The organism is Chitinophaga varians, from assembly GCF_014529945.1.
In the GTDB taxonomy this organism is placed as follows: Bacteria; Bacteroidota; Bacteroidia; order Chitinophagales; family Chitinophagaceae; genus Chitinophaga; species Chitinophaga varians.
Genome location: NZ_JACVFB010000008.1, coordinates 298,911 through 319,923, shown reverse-complemented (window position 1 = coordinate 319,923; position 21,013 = coordinate 298,911). Strand labels below are relative to the sequence as shown.

At 50.7% G+C, this 21,013-nt stretch carries 13 protein-coding genes; 5 read left to right on the top strand and 8 right to left on the bottom strand.

Going from position 1 to position 21,013, the window contains the following annotated elements; genetic code table 11:
• Positions 1-5: 5 nt before the first annotated feature.
• From ICL55_RS32405 to ICL55_RS32390, 4 genes are all read right to left on the bottom strand, one after another.
• Complete coding sequence (locus ICL55_RS32405; protein WP_188105666.1) at positions 6-2,483, bottom strand: leucine-rich repeat domain-containing protein; 2,478 nt, start codon at positions 2,481-2,483, stop codon at positions 6-8.
• A gap of 4 nt (positions 2,484-2,487) precedes the next feature.
• Entirely contained in the window at positions 2,488-3,624 is a 1,137-nt protein-coding gene (locus ICL55_RS32400) for an ATP-binding protein (protein ID WP_188105664.1), read from the bottom strand.
• Positions 3,625-3,654: 30 nt separating this feature from the next.
• The gene (locus tag ICL55_RS32395) at positions 3,655-4,881 is read right to left on the bottom strand and encodes a vWA domain-containing protein (RefSeq protein ID WP_188105661.1); all 1,227 of its coding nucleotides are present in this window, start codon (positions 4,879-4,881) and stop codon (positions 3,655-3,657) included.
• Between the two features lie 72 nt (positions 4,882-4,953).
• Positions 4,954-5,853 carry a hypothetical protein gene (locus ICL55_RS32390; protein ID WP_188105659.1) on the bottom strand — a complete coding sequence of 300 codons (900 nt, stop codon included), beginning with the start codon at positions 5,851-5,853 and terminating at the stop codon, positions 4,954-4,956.
• A 169-nt stretch (positions 5,854-6,022) separates the two neighbouring features.
• Here ICL55_RS32390 and ICL55_RS32385 point away from each other — a divergent pair, with 169 nt between their 5' ends.
• Both ICL55_RS32385 and ICL55_RS32380 read left to right on the top strand, forming a co-directional pair.
• Positions 6,023-10,663 carry a DUF3320 domain-containing protein gene (locus ICL55_RS32385; RefSeq protein WP_188105657.1) on the top strand — a complete coding sequence of 1,547 codons (4,641 nt, stop codon included), beginning with the start codon at positions 6,023-6,025 and terminating at the stop codon, positions 10,661-10,663.
• A 153-nt stretch (positions 10,664-10,816) separates the two neighbouring features.
• Positions 10,817-13,213 carry an ABC transporter permease gene (locus ICL55_RS32380; protein ID WP_188105655.1) on the top strand — a complete coding sequence of 799 codons (2,397 nt, stop codon included), beginning with the start codon at positions 10,817-10,819 and terminating at the stop codon, positions 13,211-13,213.
• Here ICL55_RS32380 and ygiD read toward each other — a convergent pair whose 3' ends face one another.
• The 4 genes from ygiD to msrA all read right to left on the bottom strand — a co-directional run bounded on the left by ygiD (position 13,214) and on the right by msrA (position 15,951).
• Complete coding sequence (gene ygiD, locus ICL55_RS32375; protein ID WP_188105653.1) at positions 13,214-14,038, bottom strand: 4,5-DOPA-extradiol-dioxygenase; 825 nt, start codon at positions 14,036-14,038, stop codon at positions 13,214-13,216. It abuts the gene before it with no gap.
• 98 nt (positions 14,039-14,136) lie between these two features.
• A complete protein-coding gene (locus ICL55_RS32370; protein WP_188105651.1) occupies positions 14,137-14,544 on the bottom strand; it encodes an Rrf2 family transcriptional regulator in 408 nt (135 codons plus the stop codon).
• A gap of 81 nt (positions 14,545-14,625) precedes the next feature.
• A complete protein-coding gene (locus ICL55_RS32365; protein ID WP_188105649.1) occupies positions 14,626-15,051 on the bottom strand; it encodes a hypothetical protein in 426 nt (141 codons plus the stop codon).
• A 255-nt stretch (positions 15,052-15,306) separates the two neighbouring features.
• Positions 15,307-15,951 (bottom strand): peptide-methionine (S)-S-oxide reductase MsrA, encoded by a 645-nt coding sequence (gene msrA / locus ICL55_RS32360; protein WP_169227937.1) that lies wholly within the window; start codon positions 15,949-15,951, stop codon positions 15,307-15,309.
• A gap of 457 nt (positions 15,952-16,408) precedes the next feature.
• On the opposite strand from msrA, the gene ICL55_RS32355 reads away from it, so the two are divergent.
• The 3 genes from ICL55_RS32355 to ICL55_RS32345 all read left to right on the top strand — a co-directional run bounded on the left by ICL55_RS32355 (position 16,409) and on the right by ICL55_RS32345 (position 20,966).
• A complete protein-coding gene (locus ICL55_RS32355; RefSeq protein ID WP_188105647.1) occupies positions 16,409-18,529 on the top strand; it encodes an endonuclease MutS2 in 2,121 nt (706 codons plus the stop codon).
• Positions 18,530-18,551: 22 nt separating this feature from the next.
• Positions 18,552-19,439: a helix-turn-helix domain-containing protein gene (locus ICL55_RS32350; RefSeq protein WP_188105645.1), complete on the top strand. Its 888-nt coding sequence runs from the start codon at positions 18,552-18,554 to the stop codon at positions 19,437-19,439.
• A 351-nt stretch (positions 19,440-19,790) separates the two neighbouring features.
• Positions 19,791-20,966 (top strand): efflux RND transporter periplasmic adaptor subunit, encoded by a 1,176-nt coding sequence (locus ICL55_RS32345; RefSeq protein WP_188105643.1) that lies wholly within the window; start codon positions 19,791-19,793, stop codon positions 20,964-20,966.
• Positions 20,967-21,013: the final 47 nt, after the last annotated feature.

Genomic DNA, 21,013 nt, shown 5'->3' with positions numbered 1-21,013 from the left:
TTTATTTAGAGGTACATTCCCCCAACTTTACCTTTGTTGGGGATAGGATTATTTTTCATTTTCCAATACAACCGGGCATAACTGTCGGTGCCATAAATGTTGAAGTCAGGATGGATAGTGCTGATCTGGTTGTTACTGAAGTCTGCATTCTGAATGAAGATGCGCGCAATGTGTGCCGGTAGTTCGGTCAACTGGTTGTGGTGCACCCAGAAGTCATCAAAACGAGTACCGGCGGCAATTGGCGGCAACTCAGCAATCTGGTTGTGATGGCCGTAAAAATCTTTAATCGGCGCCACAAATATAGACGGATGTAATTCCGTTAGTTGATTGTGGGAGATATCGAGTACGCGCATTACAAATCTGCAGCCTGTCATTTCAAAGGATGACAGCTGGTTGCGCGACAGGTTCAGTTCTCCCCATGAAATAGGTTCACCCCTGGAAATCGTTGCCAGCTGATGGGTATCTACTTCCGGTATTTTATTGGAGCGCAGCAGCAGCGAGGATAATTTGTATTTCCCCAGAAAGTAAGGGAAGGTAGTGATCTGATTATTGCTGAAGTCCAAGCGGTCCAGTTTCGGCAAACGTGCCAATGCTTCCGGTACGGCCGTCAGCTTGTTATTCCGGGCTTCGAGCAATTCCAGTTGCTGCATATTAAACACGGCCTCCGGAATGGCGGGCAGCTGATTGTTGTTTAACATGAGCCCTGTGAGGCTTTTCAGCGGTGTAAGCCAGTCCCAGTTTTTCAGTTTTACACCCGTAACATCCAGTGATTTCAGGTGTACCAGGGATTGCAGCGAATCTTCCACCGCCAGCGTATTGTGGGCTATCTCCAGCGTTTCCAGCTGTGTCAGCGTACCGATGGTAGCCGGTATCTGAACGTGGCAACTATTGAGCCGCAGGTGCTTTATGTTAGGCATCTCCGCAAAAATGGGGATAGCTGCTTCGATATTAAAGCCTTCGCAGGTTTCAAAATCCCAGTCGGTGATCTGGGAGAAGAAGGCTATTTCCGGCGGTAGTGTAATGTTGGCAATGCCCTTCATGCTGAAGGAGCTGACACGTACTTTACTGATATTGTTGTTGGAGCCGGCCACCAGCTGGTACATCAGGCGGAACATCACTTCATCCACATCCTGGCTGGCCACTACCCGTTGTAGTTTTGAACTAACGTTTCCGCCTACACGCAAAGATATTTTATTGTTTTTTACCTGCTGCCGGAACGCCTGTGAGCCGTATTTGTCATACAGCTTTTCTGCTTTTTTGTGAATTGTTTTGTCCGGATGGGCCAGCATCACTACGGCCAGCAGCGTCTGAATGATTTTGTTGGCGCCGCCCGTTTCGATGATCTCAAAAGCCAGCTGGTAGTTGTCCGGATCATTAGAGGTGAAGAGGCGCAGCAGCTGCGTATTAGCCGCTTCATTGTCGTCCTGCAGCAACCAGTGATCATCTTTATTGATCAGCACTTCATTGAGCTGGTCGGTGGTGATGACCTGGCAACCGGCGTCCAGCAAAGGCATCAGGTCTTCCATGGTGGTATCGGTGCCCATCACCACGATGGTGTTGCTGTCGATCTGTTTGTTGTTGACGGAGATGCCGTACTGTTCCAGCTTTTCGTTGATGGATTTCTGACTTTCTCCTTTGGGCTTTGCCAGCAAATGCAGATTGGGATGCTGTTGCGCAGCAATGGCGCTGGCCAGTTGATTGGGCAGTAATACGTTGATAGCAGGTATCACTTTTAAGTATACGCCAAACAATAGCTGTAGCTGAAAGTCATTGTAGGTTTTATCTTTTACTTTCAGGCGGAAGGCCGGCAGGCTTTCCCGGAAAGCGTAATGTATCTGCACCTGACGGGTGGTGGCCACACATAAAGGCGTTTTATAGGGTTCGGTGCGCCAGAGGCCATTGTACTGAATGTCCAGCATCCGCAACTTGTCCAGCAGCGGCATGTTTTCCGGTGACAACAACTGATAGTAGTCGTCTCCGGTGACCGTGATGTGTAGTTCCCGCAGGTTGGGTAGCGCTGTTACCAGCGCCATGACCTCCGGAATATTGCCTTTCATCTTGTCGTTGGAGAGAGATAGCTGCGTCAACTGTTTCAGCTGAGACAGGTTCGTAGGAAAGGCGTTTCCGCGCCAGTTGCCCAGGTCGAGGATACGAAGGTCCGGCAGTTGTGCGAGCAGTGGCAGTCCTTTGTTGACATCCATATTGCCGTTGCTGAGTTTGAGGCTCTGCAGTTGTTGCAGCTGGCTGAGCTCTTCCGGCACGGCTTTCATTTTGGTACCTGAAATCACCAGTGTTTTTAACTGTTTCAGGGAATAAATGGAACCTGGCAGGGCGGTCATGTTTTTAACATGCAGCGCCACATTTTCGGCGTGGGGGTATTCCAAAAAGATATCGTCGGGCAGTTGATCGATTTCTCCGTTGGCGTCCCATATATCGAGACTTTTATTGTTTCCGTAACGGACATATTTACTGAGATCTTGCATCACATTACATTTTGGCGAGCAGCAGTTTGGCTACTTCGGGTATGCTGTACAATTTTTTCAGGCTTTTGTTGGTGGCGTTTACCAGGTCCTGCGCCATGGCCAGCCGCAGATCGTTGGGGATGAAACCCAGCAGGATAAAGGATTTCAGATTGGCGAAAGCTTTGTCGCTGAGTTCTTCTTTGGCGTTGAGCAGGTGGTTGGTCAGCCTGGTCATCATCACGGAGAGGATGTCCATGCGTTTGGTCTGGCCGTCTACCAATGCTTTGATCTGGCCTTCCAGTATCTGGAAGTTGGGCGCGTTGAGGATATCCTGCGGCGCGATGAGTTTGTCGAGGTCCATGTTCACGAAGGTGATGAACGCGGAGGTGGTGGCTTCATCGAGACAGCCGTCGCCGAGCATTTTCACCAGATCGAGGTCGGCCCGCAGATCGGCAATGGTTTCGAGCGACTGGAAAAACTGCACCAGGGAGCGGGGCGTGGTACGGTTGCCGGTGACCACTTCCGGGTAGGTGAGGATGAAGTCGATGCCACGGGGATCGATGCCGGCGTTTTCTGCCCAGCGTGCCCATGTTTTTACGTCAAACTCCATGGTCACGTGCATCATACGCGTGAGCATGGCGTCGTCCATGGTGGAAACGGAATAGTCGCCACCATCAGGGTTGGCGGTGAGTATAATGATCCAGCCTTCGGGGAAGCGCCAGCTGACCAGCTCATAGTTTTGCAGCAGCTGCATGATACCACGCAGGATGCGGTCATCGGCGCGGTTCACGTCGTCTATCAGGAAGATACCGGGACCGGCCTGTTTGGGTACCCAGTCGGGCGCCACAAACTGCGTCGCGGCGGTATCGAGGTGTTGTGATATTTTGGGCATCCCCAGCAGGTCGCCCATTTCTTCAAATTGTGCGGGGGCAATGTAGGTGAACTGGTAGCCTTTGCGCAGCGCAAAATCGCGTACCATTTCTGTTTTGCCGATACCGTGCAGGCCCCAGATACAAATGGGGGTAGGCCTGCGTTTGCCGGCATGTTCGGGGTTATCGAAATGCTGATGGGTCACATGTTCGAGCATTCTCTCCACCTGTTGGGCATTGACCTTTGTTCCGTAGGTGATGTAGTTGAATTGCGGTGTTTTCGTTGTTGCCATAGTTTTTACGCAGTTCTCGGTCTGTATTTTTCAGGATGATGTTAATTTGGCTTTTCTGCCAGGCAGTGCCCGGAATTCCCCGGAATCGCCGGCGATGCCGTTGTTGCTGATAACCCACAACAACGGGAAACGGGCCATGACGGTGGGCGCTGGCGCAACGCCATCGGTAAAGTAGATCAGTCCGTCGGGACGGAAATTATCATTGCCATACTGGATAGGCGGATTAAAATCGGTACCGCCACGCCCCATGATGAATTCCGGCGGAACACCCTTATAGGCGTACACGCGCTGTACGGCGGCATCACACTCGAGCACCTGTATTTCAGCGCCCTGCCGCCAGATATGGTGTACTTCGCTGAAGAAAGTGGACAGCTCGTCCCTGCTGATACTGCCGGAAGTGTCTACCGCTATCAGCAGTTTTTTCTGTTTCCGGATTTTGATGCCCGGATTGGTACCAAAGCGCTTGGACGGACGTTTGAGTGTGCTGCGCACTTTCGTTTTGCTGCTGCTTTCGGAGAATATCTTGATTACCCGCCGCCAGTCTACCAATGGTTTGCTTTTGAGCAGAATCGTATCCAGATAAGACCGGAGTGACGCCGGCAATTTACCATAACCTTTTTCACTTGTTCTGTTGCGGGCTATGCCAATAAGATTATCTATTTCCAGGCTGGTCAGGTCTTTGTCGAGCTGGCTGCGTTCAAAGATCTCTCTCCACTGGCGGTGACGGTCCATACCATGGGATGCTTCTGAGATGGAACACAGCATGCGCGCGCATTCGGTGTCTTTGTACAAAGTATCCATGTTGTTGCGCAGGTGTACCAGTTTCTCATAGTAGTAGCGCCAGGTCTGGCCTTTTTCAAACTGTAATTCCGGAAACCCCTCCATGAATACAGACTCCACGGGCAGGTGCGCACGGTCAATGTACTGGTTCACCACAATGTCCATGGCGATATTGACCAACAGGCGATCTGCCATGGGTTCATGGACCAGCGTATGTTTAAAAACGATGTGTAATACTTCATGTTTCACCACCCCATAACGGTGACGCTTATCCGTAAAAAAAGTGTCCCAGAATGTCGGGTTGATGTAAAGGGTATGTCCTCTCTGACGCAGGCCTACGGCCATGGTCTGGATATCAGCATCGGGGCTGGTGACTTCTTTATTGATCGCTGCAAAAAAGTGAGAATAGAAAGGCTCCTGCATCAATAGTTCTATGCTGGTCCGGGTAACTTCTTCCAATATTCTTCTATGGTCCATTGCTGTTGGCGGGGTGGTTTGGGACAGCAAAATATAATAAAAAGATTAATGCACAAAAGCCTGAGACTGATTTTAGGAATCGGTAAGCAATGTAATCCCTGTGGTGGGGCCCTGCTGGCGGAGAATAGACTGCCGGCCGGTGGCCAGATTGACTTCACGGATATATCCGCCGAGGTCCGTTACATAAGCTCTGTTATCTTTTTCATCTACCGTGAGGCCGATGCCTTCCTCCAGGCCGGTAACCAATACGTGATGATTAATCAGCCGTCCGTCTTCCGTGAGGGTAGCGCTGTTGAGAGAATTGCCGTTGGGCGGCGCGCCGCGGTCTGTCCAGTACAGGCGCCCACTGATCTCCCCAAATTCCAGATCAATGGGTTCCGGTAGATCATCGAGCAACAGCGTAATATCGGTCCTGTTATCTGCTGTTTGCCCTTCCGGGATGTTGATGCCGGCCCGGAATATGCGTCCTTTCCCGCCTTTGGCGGGACCTTTCTGTGTCCAGTAGATATGCTGGCGCGATGTATTCAGGGTGATGCCCACACAGTGTTTTGTTGCGTCCGCGCGGTCTTGTTCGCCCTGGCCACGCCTGACCAGTGTTTCCAGCTCTGAGCCATCCATGCGGCAGCGCATCACCGCCATCCCTTCCCGGTCGCACCAGTAAAGGAATCCGTGTTCCGGATCTCCTATGATCTGTTTGGGAGTGATGACAGCGCCGTTGCCTACCAGTATGGCGTGTTGTGCGCCGTTCAGGTCACAACACTGAACAGAACCATCTTTCGCGGCATATTCCCCTTGCCCGCTGGTCAGGTTGCCCATGTTGGTCCAGTATAACAGGCGGGTGTTTTCATCAAACCAGACGCCATCGGGGATACCGTCTGTGATGGTGAAGATGGTCCGGGGAGGAGCATCGTAGAGTGGAAATGCGATGATAGCAGCAGGATGCTTCTGTAGGGTAATCAAGGATTTGTTCATGGACTATTTTTTGTAATCGTTGTAAAAACCTTCTGATTTATTAAAAAAACAGATAGGCAGGATCTTTGTTCAAAGGGGCGTTGGTACGATGTTTTACGGGAATCAAATAATTCCTGCTGCGCACCGTTAATAGGAGTATATTTGCAACGTTTTTATTTGCCAGGCTATTATGATTGCATCCATATTGACCAGGCTGGAGTCGTCCCGAAAAGAGCTCCTGGACCTTGGACTGAAGAATCCCCTTTTAAACTACAAGTTATCTGCCAGCAAAGGGTTACATATTGTTGACGAAGTATCGGTGGCCGTATATGAGCTGCTGGTAAAAGAGAATAAAACACTGACATTTCTCGACCGTCCGGATAAAAAAGCCGGACCGTCTGATGTGATGTATCAGGAACAACCCGCTGCTGCCGGTAAAGACGCGGTGCACGATACACGGTTGCAGACCAACGAGTCGCAGCTGAATCTGCACACCCGATTGCTCAATACTTACTATGCTGCCAGAATGAGCCTGGAAGAACAGGGCTTTAACATCCTGTATTTGTCGCTCGGTATGCTGCAATGGTGCGAAGCCGGTAGCACAGAGCCGCGGCTGGCGCCATTGGTGCTGGTACCTGTGCAGCTGGACCGTTCGGATATCCGTGAACGTTTCCGGCTGAAATATACGCTGGAAGAAGTAGAGGGCAATATCTCGCTGGAAGCGAAGATGAAAACTGATTTTAACATCAGCATCCCTGAACTGCCGGAGACAGAAGATTTTGATATCGCTGAATATTTCAAGGCGGTGGCCGCAGCCGTAGATGGCATGCCTGGCTGGAAAGTGGAAACCGATGCCATTGAGCTGGGTTTTTTCTCTTTCGGAAAATTCATGATCTACAATGATCTGGATGCTTCCAACTGGCCGGGGGATAGTGGCCCGCTGACCCATCCGGTGATCAACAGCCTGTTTGGTGGCGGTTTCTCCGACAATCAGCCCGGTATCCCGGAAGATGCTTTTATCGATAACGAACCACGCGCCGACGAGCTGTTTCAGGTAGTAGATGCTGATAGCTCACAGATCCACGCCATGCTGGCCGTACAGGAGGGAAAGCACCTCTTGATACAGGGCCCTCCGGGCACGGGTAAATCGCAGACCATTACCAACATCATCGCCGATGCCGTCGGCAGAGGAAAGAAGGTGTTGTTTGTAGCAGAGAAGATGGCGGCGCTGGAAGTGGTAAAACGTCGTCTGGATAATATTCAACTCGGCGAAGCCTGTCTGGAGCTGCACAGCCATAAAGCCAATAAAAAGGAACTGCACCAGGAGCTACGCCGCGTGCTGGAACTGGGGCGTCCTTCCGTACAGAAGCTACGCGAAGAAGTGTTGCTGCTCAACACACACCGGCAGGAGCTAAATGAATACTGCCAGGCCGTCAACGAACCGATAGGACAGAGTGGCCTTTCCGTACATCAGATCACAGGCTACCTGTTACGCATAAACGAAGATATTGCCGGTAAACAGCTGCCGGTTATTACGCCGCCGGACATGGCCTCCTGGGACGCTTCAGCCATGAATAAGGCCACGGCCATGGCTCAACGAATACAGGCCTGCCTGAGTGAAGCCGGCATGCCATCACAGTTGCTGTTCCTGGGCAGCCAACTGAACGTCCTGTTGCCGCATCAGCAGGAAGCGCTGCAGCGTCAGTTGCAGGATACCGCCACTGCATTGCAGGACTTGCAGCAAACCCTCGCCGGTATTGCCGGGAAGATGGGGCTGGAGATACCGGAAGAGGTAGCGGCCATGAAGCAGCTGATACATGTCTGCGATCTGCTGTCGCGCAAGCCGGACCTCGGTGGGCTGAACGCAGCCAGCAAGGCGTGGTTGCAGCAACAGCAGGACATCACTGCCTGGCTGGAAGCAGGCCGCCGCCTCACGGCTATTCATCAGGAATATCAGGACATCCTGATACCGGAAGCTTTTTCGCAAGACCTGATGGAAGTGCGACAGAATCTGCTGGCGCATGGTACCAAGTGGTATAAGTTCCTGATCGGCGCCTATAACCGCAGCAACAAACAACTGGCGGCCCTCTGTAAAGGTGCGCTGCCTAAAGACAATACGGAGAAGCTGCAATATGTAGACAGCATCATGGAATATCGCCGGCACGATGCGCTGTTGCAGGAACACGCCGTCCTGGCGCGCGACCTGTTTGGTACGCGCTGGCAGAAACACCAGACCGACTGGGACGCGCTGGACACCGCCACGGCCTATATAACGGACATGCACAAACGTATTTCCGCCGGCACCTGTCCGGAAGCTGTGTTGGATTGTCTGCATAAAAACATAGACCCCGCCGTGGCCGCCGCTGACCGCGATGCGATGCTGCAGGCAGCTGATAAAGCAGCTAACCTGCAGGCAGGCGCATTACAACAGTTGGACATGTTGGGCTATCAATGGCAGGCCACTTTTGCTGCCGCTGCGCAGCAGCTGGTCACCTGGAAGGAAAGACTACCGGAAATACATCATGCCATCGCGTGGAATAACATCACCGAAACAGCCACGCAGGAGAATTTATCCTGTCTGATCACGCCCTCCACAGACTGGGCTGAAGCGGCCCGTTTGCTGAAAACCGTATTGCAAAAGACATGGTACGAATACCTGCTGGAAACCGCCGTGAAAGCGCATCCTGCGCTGCGCCGGTTCGACAGGGCAGGGCACGAAGAGCTGGTACAGCAGTTCCGCCGCCTCGACGCCATGAACTTACAGTATAACCGTGCCCGTGCCGCCCTCAGCCACTGGGAGCAAATGCCCCGTATGGAAGCAGGCGGACAGGTGAACATCATCCGTACGGAATTCAATAAAAAAGCCCGGCACATGCCGGTGCGCAAACTCATGAAAGAAGCCGGCCTGGCGATACAGGCCATCAAACCGGTGTTCATGATGAGCCCCTTGTCTATCGCTAATTTCCTGCCACCGGCGACGCTGGAATTTGATCTGGTGATATTTGACGAAGCCAGTCAGGTAAGACCGGTAGAGGCGCTGGGGGCCATTCTGCGTGGCAAACAGCTGGTCGTGGTAGGAGATACCAAACAGCTGCCGCCTACCAGCTTCTTTGACACACTGACCAAAGAAGTGGAAGACGAAGAGAACATTACCGCTGATATGCAGAGTATCCTCGGCCTCTGCGACGCGCAGGGTGCGCCGCAACGTATGCTGCGCTGGCATTACCGCAGCCGTCATGAATCGCTGATCACTTTATCGAACCACGAGTTTTATGAAAACAAGCTGGTGATATTCCCCAGCCCCGGCTCTAAAGACAGCCGTGGCCTGGTGTTTCATCACCTTCCTGATACAGCCTACGACCGCGGTAAAACCCGCTCCAACCCCAAAGAAGCGGAAACCGTGGCGGATGCTGTGATGGAACATGCGCGTCGGCATCCGGGACTGAGCCTCGGCGTAGTGGCGTTCAGCACTTCCCAGCGGGAAGCCATCACCGTAGCGCTGGAAACACGCCGCCGCAACAATCCGGAGCTGGAATCGTTTTTCCGTCAACATGCCGACGAGCCCTTCTTTGTAAAGAACCTCGAAAACGTGCAGGGCGATGAACGTGACGTGATTTTCATCTCTATCGGTTACGGCCGTACGGAGGAAGGGTATGTAGCGATGTCTTTCGGTCCGCTCAACAATGAAGGCGGAGAGCGCAGGCTCAACGTACTGATCACCCGCGCAAAGTCGCGCTGTGAGGTGTTCACCAACCTTACGGCAGATGATATTGATCTTAACCGCACCCAGAGCAATGGTATTGCCGCGCTGAAGAACTTCCTGTACTACGCGCAGCATGGACGGCTCAATACGACCGTGGAAACCGGTCGGCCGGCAGACAGTCCTTTCGAAGAAAATGTAGCCGCCAAACTGGAGGAGAAGGGATACATCGTCAGGAAACAGGTGGGCTCCCGTGGTTTTTATATTGATCTTGCTATCGTAGATCCGGATAATCCGGGCCGTTATATCCTGGGTATCGAGTGTGATGGCGCCGCATATCATTCCGCCCGCTCCGCCCGTGACCGCGACCGGTTGCGGCAGCAGATGCTGGAAGCCATCGGCTGGAAGATGTACCGTATCTGGAGCACCGACTGGTTCCGCAACCCGGCGAAAGAACTGGACCGGCTGGTAGCCGCTATCGGGGCCGCTAAGTCCGCGCTCAGCCTAGATGATCAGGACGTTGAAGAGGAAGCGCCGCCGGCAGTTGCGCCATTACTGAAGAGGGAAGTGGTGGCGGAAGACACGGACGAAACGCAGATGTATGAAATAGCTACATTACCGGAAGAGATCAAAGACCAGGAGTTCCACGCCGCACCTATTGGCAGTTTGTGTAACTGGATAGAGCAGGTGGTGAACGTAGAAAGCCCGGTCCACTTCGATGAGCTGGCCCGTCGCATGGTGGAAGCAGCTGGTATTACGAGGGTAGGCCCCCGCATCCGGGAGATCCTTCGTCATGCCGTAAGACATTCCGACGCGAACAAACGCATCAAAATAAAAGGACAGTTCCTGTGGCATACCGCCCTGCCAGAACCCGTGGTACGTAACCGCAGCCTGCTGCCGTCTGCCGCCCGTAAGATCAACTATATTTCTGTAGAAGAAATGGGCGTGGCGCTGGAAAAAGTGGTGAAAGACGCTATTGCCATCCAACGGGAAGACGCCGTTCCTTTTATCGCTAAAATGTTCGGCTACAGCCGTGTTACAGAAGAGATGAAAGAAGAAATCCTGAAGGCAATCGACGCCGGCATCGCCAACAACGTGGTGCAGGTGGAAGGCGATCTGCTGAAAGTATAAACGAACAATCAGTGTATCGGAAACGGACATGTGTATATTTATTATTATACATATGTCCTTTCTTTTTATAGCCGGGGCCGCGTGGCATACTTTTGACAGCCCTGGTCACGTGAGGAGGAAGTAGTGGGAGGTGTCACCCTAAACTGTAATCACATGTTCCGGAATTATCTGTTGATAGCCTGGCGTAATCTGTCCAGGTACAAGTATTACACGCTGATCAATATTGCCGGACTGGCCATTGGCCTGGCTACCTGCTGGCTGTTGCTTTTATATGTGCTGGGAGAGACCAGCTATGAAAATTTTTTCCCCAATAAAGATCGTGTATACCGCACAGTAAATGATGCTGCCTGGGCCGGTGGCCGGCTCAATGTAGCTACCACATCGGCTCCTTTTGCCTCTCTGTTAAAAAGAGACTATCCGGAAATAGAAGAAGTGACGCGGGTATTAACCGACGGTGGCAGCCTGTTGGAATACAACAGCAAAAAAATGGAGGTGGGAGACATCTTTTTGGTTGACAGCACTTTTTTGAAGGTGTTACCTTTTCCGCTGCTGGAGGGCGATGCGGCGGCATGTCTCACACAGCCTAATGGACTGGTACTTACCCGGTCGCTGGCAAAGAAAATGTTTGGTGACCCGATGACTGCCATGGGAAAAATGGTCCGTACAGAAGACAGCGCTTTTGTATTTCAGGTGACCGGGATCATGGAAGATGTACCGGCCAATACACATATGTCTTTCAGCGCGCTACGGGTAATGCCGGCTAATTATAATGCAGACGGCTGGCAGAATTTCGACGTATATACGTACCTGTTATTACGCAAAGGCGTAGATGCCAAAGCGCTGGAAGCCAAGCTGCCACAGTTCGGAGAGCGATATGTAAAACCTCATATGGGAGAAGTGGAGTATCGTATGACGTTACAACCGCTGCCTTCCATTCACCTGCATTCACACCTGGGCTATGAGATGGGACCGAATGGTAATGTACTCTACGTATATGTGTTCCTGTTTGTGGGATTGCTGATATTGGTCATTGCCTGTATCAACTATATGAACCTGGCCACCGCTCGTGCCGTAGGTCGTGTGAAAGAAGTGGGCGTGCGCAAAACGCTGGGGTCAGGCAGGGAGGAAATAGCCAGTATGTTTCTCGCAGAGTCTTTGCTGCTTACCCTGGTATCCGCTGTGGTAGCCTTTGGGCTGGTCGTAGTGGCGTTACCGTATTTCAATGGTTTCGCGCACCGTCAGTTGGAGTTGTGGCAGTTTGGCGTAGTCCGTACTATTGGTGCTATTTTCCTGTTGGTGGCTTTCGCCGGGTTGATGGCCGGTATTTATCCGGCCGTGTTCATGTCCGGTTTCCGCGTGATCAGTGCGCTGAAGGGGCGGTTGAGCGGCAGCAGTCATGCCGGTTTCCGCAAGGGACTGGTCACTTTCCAGTTTATGATCGCTATTGTACTGACGGCCAGCACGCTGATTGCTTATGATCAACTGCAATATGTGATGCACACCAATCTGGGCTTTAACAGAGAGCAGTTGTTGTCTTTTCATATCAGTGACGTGCAGGCGCGGAAAAATATTCCCGCCATAAGACAGCAGCTGCTGGGCAATCCATTGATACTGGAGGCATCTGCGGTCAGCAACCCGATAGGGCGGAATGATCTGGGTACCACTGGTTATTTTGTGGAGCAGGGGGGTAGTATTTCGCAATCGTCGATACTCGCGCAAAGCCTCATGGTAGACGCCAATTTCCTGAAAACGATGGGCATCACTTTGCAGCAGGGCCGCAATTTCTCCGATACCGGCGAAGCTGATCGTTTTCATGCAGTACTGGTGAATGAAACACTGGTGAAAAATTTTCAGCTGAAAGATCCGATTGGCAAGCGGATACAATTTAAGATAGATAATAAAGGCACCCGGGCGGAACGCATTATCACCGGTGTGGTGCGGGATTTTCATACCTATTCACTGCAACATAAAATAGCCCCGCTGGTGATGCAGATGGCGCCTTTCCCGGAAATGGAAGATAATATGTACGTGCGGGTTAGTCCCCAAAATATCCCTGCGGCGTTGGCGCATATTGAAAAGGTGTATCAGCATTTTGATGCCGCCCATCCGTTCAGCTACCAGTTTCTCGATGATAATTTTGCAAAGCAGTATGTCGGAGAGCAGCAGCAGGAGAAAATATTTCTCTTGTTTACTGTGCTGGCGCTGTTCATTGCCTGCCTGGGCCTCTTTGGTCTGGCGGCGTTTATGGCGGTGCAACGTACACGGGAGATAGGCGTACGCAAGACGCTGGGAGCTTCAGCAGGCAGCATCGTAAAGATGTTGTCGCAGGATTTCCTGCGGCTGGTGCTGATAGCTGCCGTACTGGCGTTCCCGTTATCCTGGTGGATCATGGACCGCTGGCTGCAGAGCTTCGCTTACCGTACCGGTATCAGTATATGGGTGTTTGTGCTGACAGGCGTGGGCGTTACCATAGTGGCGCTGCTGACGGTCAGCTACCATGCGCTGCGTGCGGCTATGGCCAATCCGGTGAAGAGCCTGCGGGCCGACTGATTATGCCGTCCGGAAGCAGCGCATGCTGATGCTGCCGTTCTGAATTTCTTCGTAGGTAAATTGAATTTCTTCGTTTTTATTGACCAGTCCGAGCGTATACAGCATCGGGAGGTAGTGGTCGTTCGTTGGAATAGACAACTGTGCTGCCGTTCCCAGGGTGTGGTAGTTGATCAGGTCGTTGAATGCCTTTTGTTCCAGTTTTTCTTTTACGAGATGATCGAAGGAGATGGCCCAGTCGAATGGTTTGGCGTTGTCGGTGAATACGATCTGGCGCAGGTTGTGGACGATGTTACCGCTGCCCATGATGAGCACTCCTTTGTGGCGGAGGGCCTGTAGTGCTGCTGCCAGTTTAAAATGATATTCCGGTGGCTGGTGATAGTCGATGCTTAACTGATAAACCGGGATGTCCGCCAGTGGATACATGTGTTTGAGCACAGTCCAGGCACCGTGATCTAGGCCCCAGTGATCATCTTCCACAACTTTGGTAGCGGTGATGAGGTCTTTTGTTTCGCGGGCTATGGCAGGAGCGCCGGGAGCAGGGTATTGCACTTCGTACAGCGCTTCCGGGAAGCCGCCGAAATCATGGATCGTTTGTGGTTGTGGCGCTACCAGTACGTGTGTGCCTTTGGTCAGCCAATGGGCGGAGATCACCAGGATGGCGCGTGGTTTATCCGGAATTTGTTGCCCCATTTGCGTGAGTGCCCGGGTGAAAGCGTTGTCGCTGATGCCGTTCATCGGGTTACCGTGCCCGATAAACATAACGGGCATTGCTTTGTCAGCGGTTTTCAGGTCGCTGGTAATATGATGAAAACCCTGTAAATCCATTTGGTTATTTAGTTATTTGATTATTTAGTTGGTGCTTTTAGTGAGCACTGTTTTGTCAGGGAAGCCGGAAAATGACAAAATATCAAAATGACAAAATATCAAAATTTGTTGGCGAAATCCGCCAGCGTCATATGTTCCAGTTTCCGTAGTAAAGCCCCTTCAATGTCTTTGTACAGGTCGTCGAGGTGCTGATTGATCTGTTTGCCTACCGCGCAGTCCGGGTTGGGATGGTTACGGCTGTTGCCCAGCAGGGAGGTTTGCTGTACCGCATGATAAATATCTGACAGCAGGATGGTGCCCGCGGGTTTGGCGAGCGTGGCGCCTCCGTTCTTACCTTCTTTGCTTTCTATCATGCCGTGGTTGCGCAGGTTGCTGATTTCCTTTCTGACGAGTACCGGATTGATGTTGATACTACCGGCGATGTAGTCGGACGACAGTAATGTCCCGCTTTCCCTCGCCAGGAGCGTCAGTATGTGTAAGGATATGGGAAACCGGGCATTATTCATTCTGTAATTCTATTTATTACAGTACAAAGGTACACCAAACGATGGGAAAGGAAAAATTTATCCTGACGGGCAGGGTGGCGGCTATCGCCGGGTAAAGAAATAGATGATACTGGCGATGATCAACAGAATGATAATCAACGCAATAACACAACCGTTGCGGCTGGGCTTCCTGACGGCGCTGGTCAGTCCACGTGCCTGCAGGAGGGCCTCCACGGTATCTTTGGACTGTTGAAGGGTAGTTTTGGTGTCTGGCAGTTTGTTGACCTCTGTGTAATAGTATTTGATGCCATGTAGCTTACCGGCGCTGAGGCATATCTGGATGGCCTTTTCGGCGATCGTGCGTACAGCGGTGGTAGTTTTGCCGGGAGTGCCGTCGTGTTCAGGAGTAATCACCCGCTGGCAGCTATGGCAGATGACCATTACATTAAATGGATCTTTTTCGGGAACAGTGCGAATCAGCTCTTTGCTGCCGCAGTAGGGGCAGATAGTTGGTGGAATTGATGTCATTAATAGTTTTTAGGATTCCTTAAAATAAGGAAAAATTACGAATTGGGGGTAGAAAGGTGTGTGCCTTCCTAAAAGCAAGGGGTAAAGCGGGATAAATGATAAGGAGGTTGCTATAGCGGCGACTGCTGTATGAAAGGGAGAATGCGGACCTATCCACGAAACCCGGGGCTGAAGCCCTGGGTTTATGGGGCAAAAAAAAGACAACAGGCCGATCTTTTGATCCGGCTTGTTGTCTTTTAGCGTATCCTTTACGGATTATTGTTTCTTCAGGTGGTCTTTAAACACCTTTTTGAATTTCTCCAGTTTAGGTTTGATGACGAAGGTGCAGTAGGGCTGCCGTCCGTTCTGATTGTAATAGTTCTGATGGTAATCTTCGGCTTTATAGAAGGTGGTCATCGGGGCAATTTCTGTCACGATAGGCTTATCATACGCGCCGGCGTCCTGCAGCTTTTTCTTATAGAACTCCGCTTTTTCCTTTTGCTCGGGCGTATGGTAGAAGATAACGGACCGGTATTGGGTACCTACGTCGTTGCCCTGGCGGTTAAGCTGGGTGGGATCGTGGCTTTCCCAAAAGGCCTGTAGTAGTTCATCGTAACTGATTTTGGCCGGGTCGTAGGTGACCTGGATAACTTCAGCGTGGCCGGTGTTACCTTCACAAACCTGTTCGTAGGTGGGATTGGCCACCGTGCCGCCGGCATAGCCGGATTCCACTTTGAGTACCCCATCGAGGTATTGAAACTGGGCTTCTGTACACCAGAAGCAGCCGCCTCCGAAAGTGGCTTTTTCTACATGTGTATTATTGGGTATTTCCATATCTCCGGGAACTTTTTCTTTTTTGTTCTGCGCACAGGCGAACAAGGCCAATGTTACGAAAAAGATGAATATTGAGTATTTTCGCATAAAATATTTATTTAAAAATGCTGTCTTTTTAACATATGTAAAATACAGCACTGTAGCGGTATTTCAGGGTGTTTACTTATTTTTGCATCCCCTGTGTCAATAATAATTTACGTAAAAAATGATGCAGGTTAAGCGACAAGTTAGTAACTTTAACATTCTTTTTTAGCCAGAAGGAACCCATTAAGGGCCTGAAAGCCCTCAAAAAAGTAGTCAGCAGCAGCAGCAATATAGATAGAAACACCGGGCAACCGGATACTATTGATAGTACAATGACAAGCCGATGAGAAAGAATTAATTTATTTCCCAGCATACTTCTTCCCAGGCAGCTACAGCGCTTAGTGTAGCAGCATATATGTTTATTTATTGGCTCCGGCGTAAAGCCGCAGCACATTCGTTTTAACCGGCAGCATACTTCTGTTGTTGTAAGTTTATGCCGTTCAATTAAATATATTATCACTTGAAATATTTTCCTGAGTCTGCGTTAGTGCAGTTGGAATTCGATAAAATACAGGCATTGCTCCAGGACCACTGTAAAACGGAACTGGGCACGCAAATGGCTATTGATCTTCGTTTGCACACGCATATAGACTACGTAAAAGCCGCCCTGCAACAGGCGCATGAATACAAACAGCTGATTCTGTTGCAGGAGCATTTCCCCAATGATCACGTCCTGAACCTGCATACCGAGTTAAGGTTGCTGTCTATCCAGGGCGCCGTATTGACCGGTGATCAGGCGATGTCCATCCGCAAACTGGCGGAGAGCATGCACAGCATCGTCCGGTTTTTTGACCACGACCGCCGTATTCAGTATGGTGGCCTGTATGATGTGATCAAGGACACTTATTATGAGAAAAAGATCACGGCACTGATTGATGAAGTGCTGGATGAAACCGGGCAGGTGCGCGACAACGCTTCCCCTGAACTGGCCAGGATCCGTATCTCCCTGTTCCGTAAAAGAACAGAACTACGCCGCGTATTTGAGCGTATCCTCCAGAAGCTGCAGAAGCTGAACTACCTGGCCGACCAGGAAGAGGCTTTCCTCAACGGCAGAAGGGTGGTGGCCATCTACGCCGAAAACAAACGTATGATCAAGGGTATCATCCATGGCGAGTCCGATACCCGCAAAACCGCTTTCCTCGAGCCCGAAGAAACGATCGAACTGAATAACGATATCCAGTCGCTCGAAAGAGAGGAAGGCCGGGAAGTATACCGCATCCTGAAGGCGCTGACAGGCTCCCTGAGCGGTTATAATGAGCTGCTCAACGGCTACCACCAGATACTGGGCATGTACGATTTTATCCGGGCGAAGGCCAAACTGGCGCTGGACATGGACGGTAACTACCCGTCGCTGGTGCCACACGCCCAGCTGCACCTGGTACAGGCTTACCACCCGCTGTTATTATTATATAACCGCAAAAACAGCAAGCCTACTGTACCGGTCAACATCAGTCTGGATAAAGACGCGCACATACTGGTGATCAGCGGTCCTAATGCCGGTGGTAAAACGGTGACGCTTAAAACCATTGGCCTGATACAGCTCATGCTGCAGTCCGGCCTGTTGGTACCGGTGCATCCGTCTTCCCAGCTGGGCATCTTCAAACAGCTGATGATCCACATCGGGGATACCCAGTCGCTGGAATTTGAACTGAGTACCTATAGCTCTCACCTGAAGAATATGAAGTATTTCATGGAGACCGCCAATGGCAGGACCCTGTTCTTCATCGACGAGCTGGGTAGCGGTTCTGACCCTAACCTGGGTGGCGCTTTCGCAGAGGTGATCATGGAGGAACTGGCCAAGAAACATGCTTTTGGCGTGGTGACGACCCACTACCTCAACCTGAAAGTGATGGCCAATAAGGTAAAAGGCATCATCAACGGGGCTATGGGATTCAATGAACAGACCCTCATGCCCATGTATAAACTGATGATCGGTAAACCCGGCAGCTCCTATACCTTTTCTATTGCTGAAAGGATTGGCCTGAACCCGGCACTCATTGCCCGGGCCAAAAAACTGGTAGACGAAGGTCATTTCCAGCTGGATAAACTGCTGAACAAAGCGGAACAAGATCTCCAGAAAGTAGAAAGCAAAGAGAAAGAGTTACAGAAGCTGGTGAAAGAAAACGAGAAGCTGAAGCGGGAATATGAAATGTTGGCAGATAAAGAGAAAAAACATCAGCAGATCACTTTCCTGAAACTGCAAAATCAGATCAAGGAAACGGACCTGGCTTATCTGAAAGACATGGAACGCAAGCTGAAGCAGATTGTAGTAGAGTGGAAACGTGCCGGCGACAGCAATGATAAAGAGAAAGTGATGAAACAGGCAGAGATATTGCTGTTCCGTCGCAGGGAAAAACAGATCAACGAAAAGCACAATAAAAAAGTGCAGGACAAGTTTGAAGAGGTGGGCCGTGACGTGCAGGTAGGTGATCAGGTGAAAATCCTGACCAATCGCCAGGTGGGCCGCCTGATAGAAATCCGGGACAAACGCGGTATTGTACAGCTGGGTAATATTCCGATCAACGTGAAGTTGAGCGACCTGGTGGTAGTACAGGAAAAGCCGAAAGAGCCCGTTGACTGATCACTTCAAAAAAAGTATCCACATGGAAGTAACAAAAGCAGGAAAGATAGCAGATATACCCATGTACCGTCTTGAAGACTGTGTGAATGGCATGCCCTTTTTTATCGGTAAGATAGATGGTTGTGATGAAGAGGAGATAGAGCACTGGGGGACGCCGCACCGTCATAACGGATTCAGTATCGACATACTGCTGAAAGGAACTATCCGGCAAGCGATTGACTTTAAACAATATGAAGTGAGTGCACCCGCCATCATGCTGATGGAACCTGACCAGGTCCATCAGCATGCGATGGGGGATGATGTGGAGTTGATTAATATATCTTTTACACCAGACTTCCTGGTCCCTGAAATGCAGGGCGTGATCAGCTGCTGGCATTGTATTTTTAATTCCGGTATGGTGCCGCTGACGGACGAGCAGCTGGACGAACTGCTGGTTTATGCCCGGCTGCTGAAGCAGGAATACGAGAGCGACAAAGCGCGTAAGGAAGCCGTGCTGCGTAACCTGCTGAATGCGATGGTGATCACTATCGGCCGTATTTCGGAGCCTTCCAATGCGTGGCTGAACGGAGAAAATTCGCAATACAATATGGCGCGTCAGTTTAAAGTACTGGTGGACCAGCATTTCCATGAGAAGACGCAGGTGTCTGACTATGCTGAGATGTTGTTTGTAACGCCCGGACATTTAAATGACACCGTGAAAAGTCTGCTGGGCAGAAACGCCAAATATGTGATCGATGAAAAAAGGACGATGGAAGCAAAACGGTTATTATACTGGGGCGAACACTCTGTAAAACAGATCGCTGCGCGCCTGAATTTCGAGGATGATGCTTATTTTAACCGCTTTTTTAAAAAACATACCGGACTTACGCCAGCCTCGTTCCAAAAGACGACCCGTGAAAAGTACAATTAAACCCGTAATAATTTAAACGTCCGTTAACATTATTATACTAATTTTGCATCGTTGTCAATAAAGAAATGATGTTGCCCGTGCATCATTTAAAAAATTTGAAAACCATGGATATTCATTAGCAGCACAACTGCAATGCCCTTTCTTTTTATTATTTATTTACAGAAGTAACATTTTGTTGCGTGCTTACGTATAACCAGCTGTGGCGTTATGCGTGGCCCGAAGCCGCAACGTTGACTGCCTGTACTTTCCTCCTGAACGCTGTTTACTAAAACTGCTGCTGTGAAGCAATGTGAGTTGTATTGTCTTCGCAACGAAGAGGAAAAAAATTGTCGTATGATTAAAAAAACAAGTATGAAACCAAAAAGATCCGTTTTTGCAAACTTGCCGGCAGGCTTACTCTATAGTGTCGTAATTCTTTCCCTGTTGTCTGGCTGCGGCGCTTCAGAGGCGCACATGGAAGGACAGCAGGCGGCAGCTTTACCGGTATTGAAACTGAATGCAGTGCCTGCCACTACTTACCGCGAATACAGCGCAACGCTGGAAGGCCGTACTAATGTGGACATTCGTCCGCAGGTGGAAGGTATACTTGATAAGATTTATGTAGATGAAGGCGCTTTTGTGAAGGCCGGTCAGCCGTTGTTTAAGATCAATGATCGTGTGTACACAGAAGTACAAAGCAACGCAAGTGCCACCCTGCTGGCTGCTAAAGCTAACCTGGAAAAAGCACAACTGGAAGTAGACCGTCTTACGCCGCTGGTAAATAATAATGTAGTAGGCGAAGTACAACTGAAAACCGCGCAGGCCAACTATCAGGCGGCCAAAGCAGCGGTAGCGCAGGCACAGGCCCAACTGGGTAGCGCAGGCATCAATGTCGGCTATACGCTGATCACCGCGCCTGTTAGCGGTTATATTGGCAGAATCCCTTATAAAGTGGGAGCGCTGGTAGGCCGTGCAGAACCGCAGCCGCTGACAGTATTGTCTGATGTAAACCAGATGTACGCTTACTTTTCCATGAGCGAAGGCGACTTCCTGAAATTTAAAAACGAAACCGCCGGTGGCAGCCTTGCTGATAAAGTAAAACAGCTGCCGCAGGTAGAACTGAAACTGGCAGATAATACCATCTACACAGAAAAAGGAAAAATAGAAACCATGGAAGGTCAGTTTGACAAAACCATGGGCGCTATCAGCTTCCGCGCCACTTTCCCGAACGGAGCAGGACTGCTGCGTACCGGCAACACCGGTAAGATCCGCATCCCTGAACAATTCTCCGATGCGGTGGTGATTCCGACCGAAGCTACTTATGAGCTGCAGGATAAAGTGATGGTATTTGTGGTGGCCGACAGCAACAAAGTGACTGGTGTTCCCATTACTATATCCGGTAAAAGCGGTAACTACTATTTTGTGGAGAAAGGGGTGAAATCCGGCCAACGGATCGTTTACTCCGGCCTGGACCGTCTGCATGACGGTACGGTGATCGCTCCGCAACAGATGTCACTCGACAGTTTGCTGAAAGTAAGACCGCTCTAATGTTTCGTGATGCATCCGCAAAGCGGGGCGCCTACCATGAATGGTGT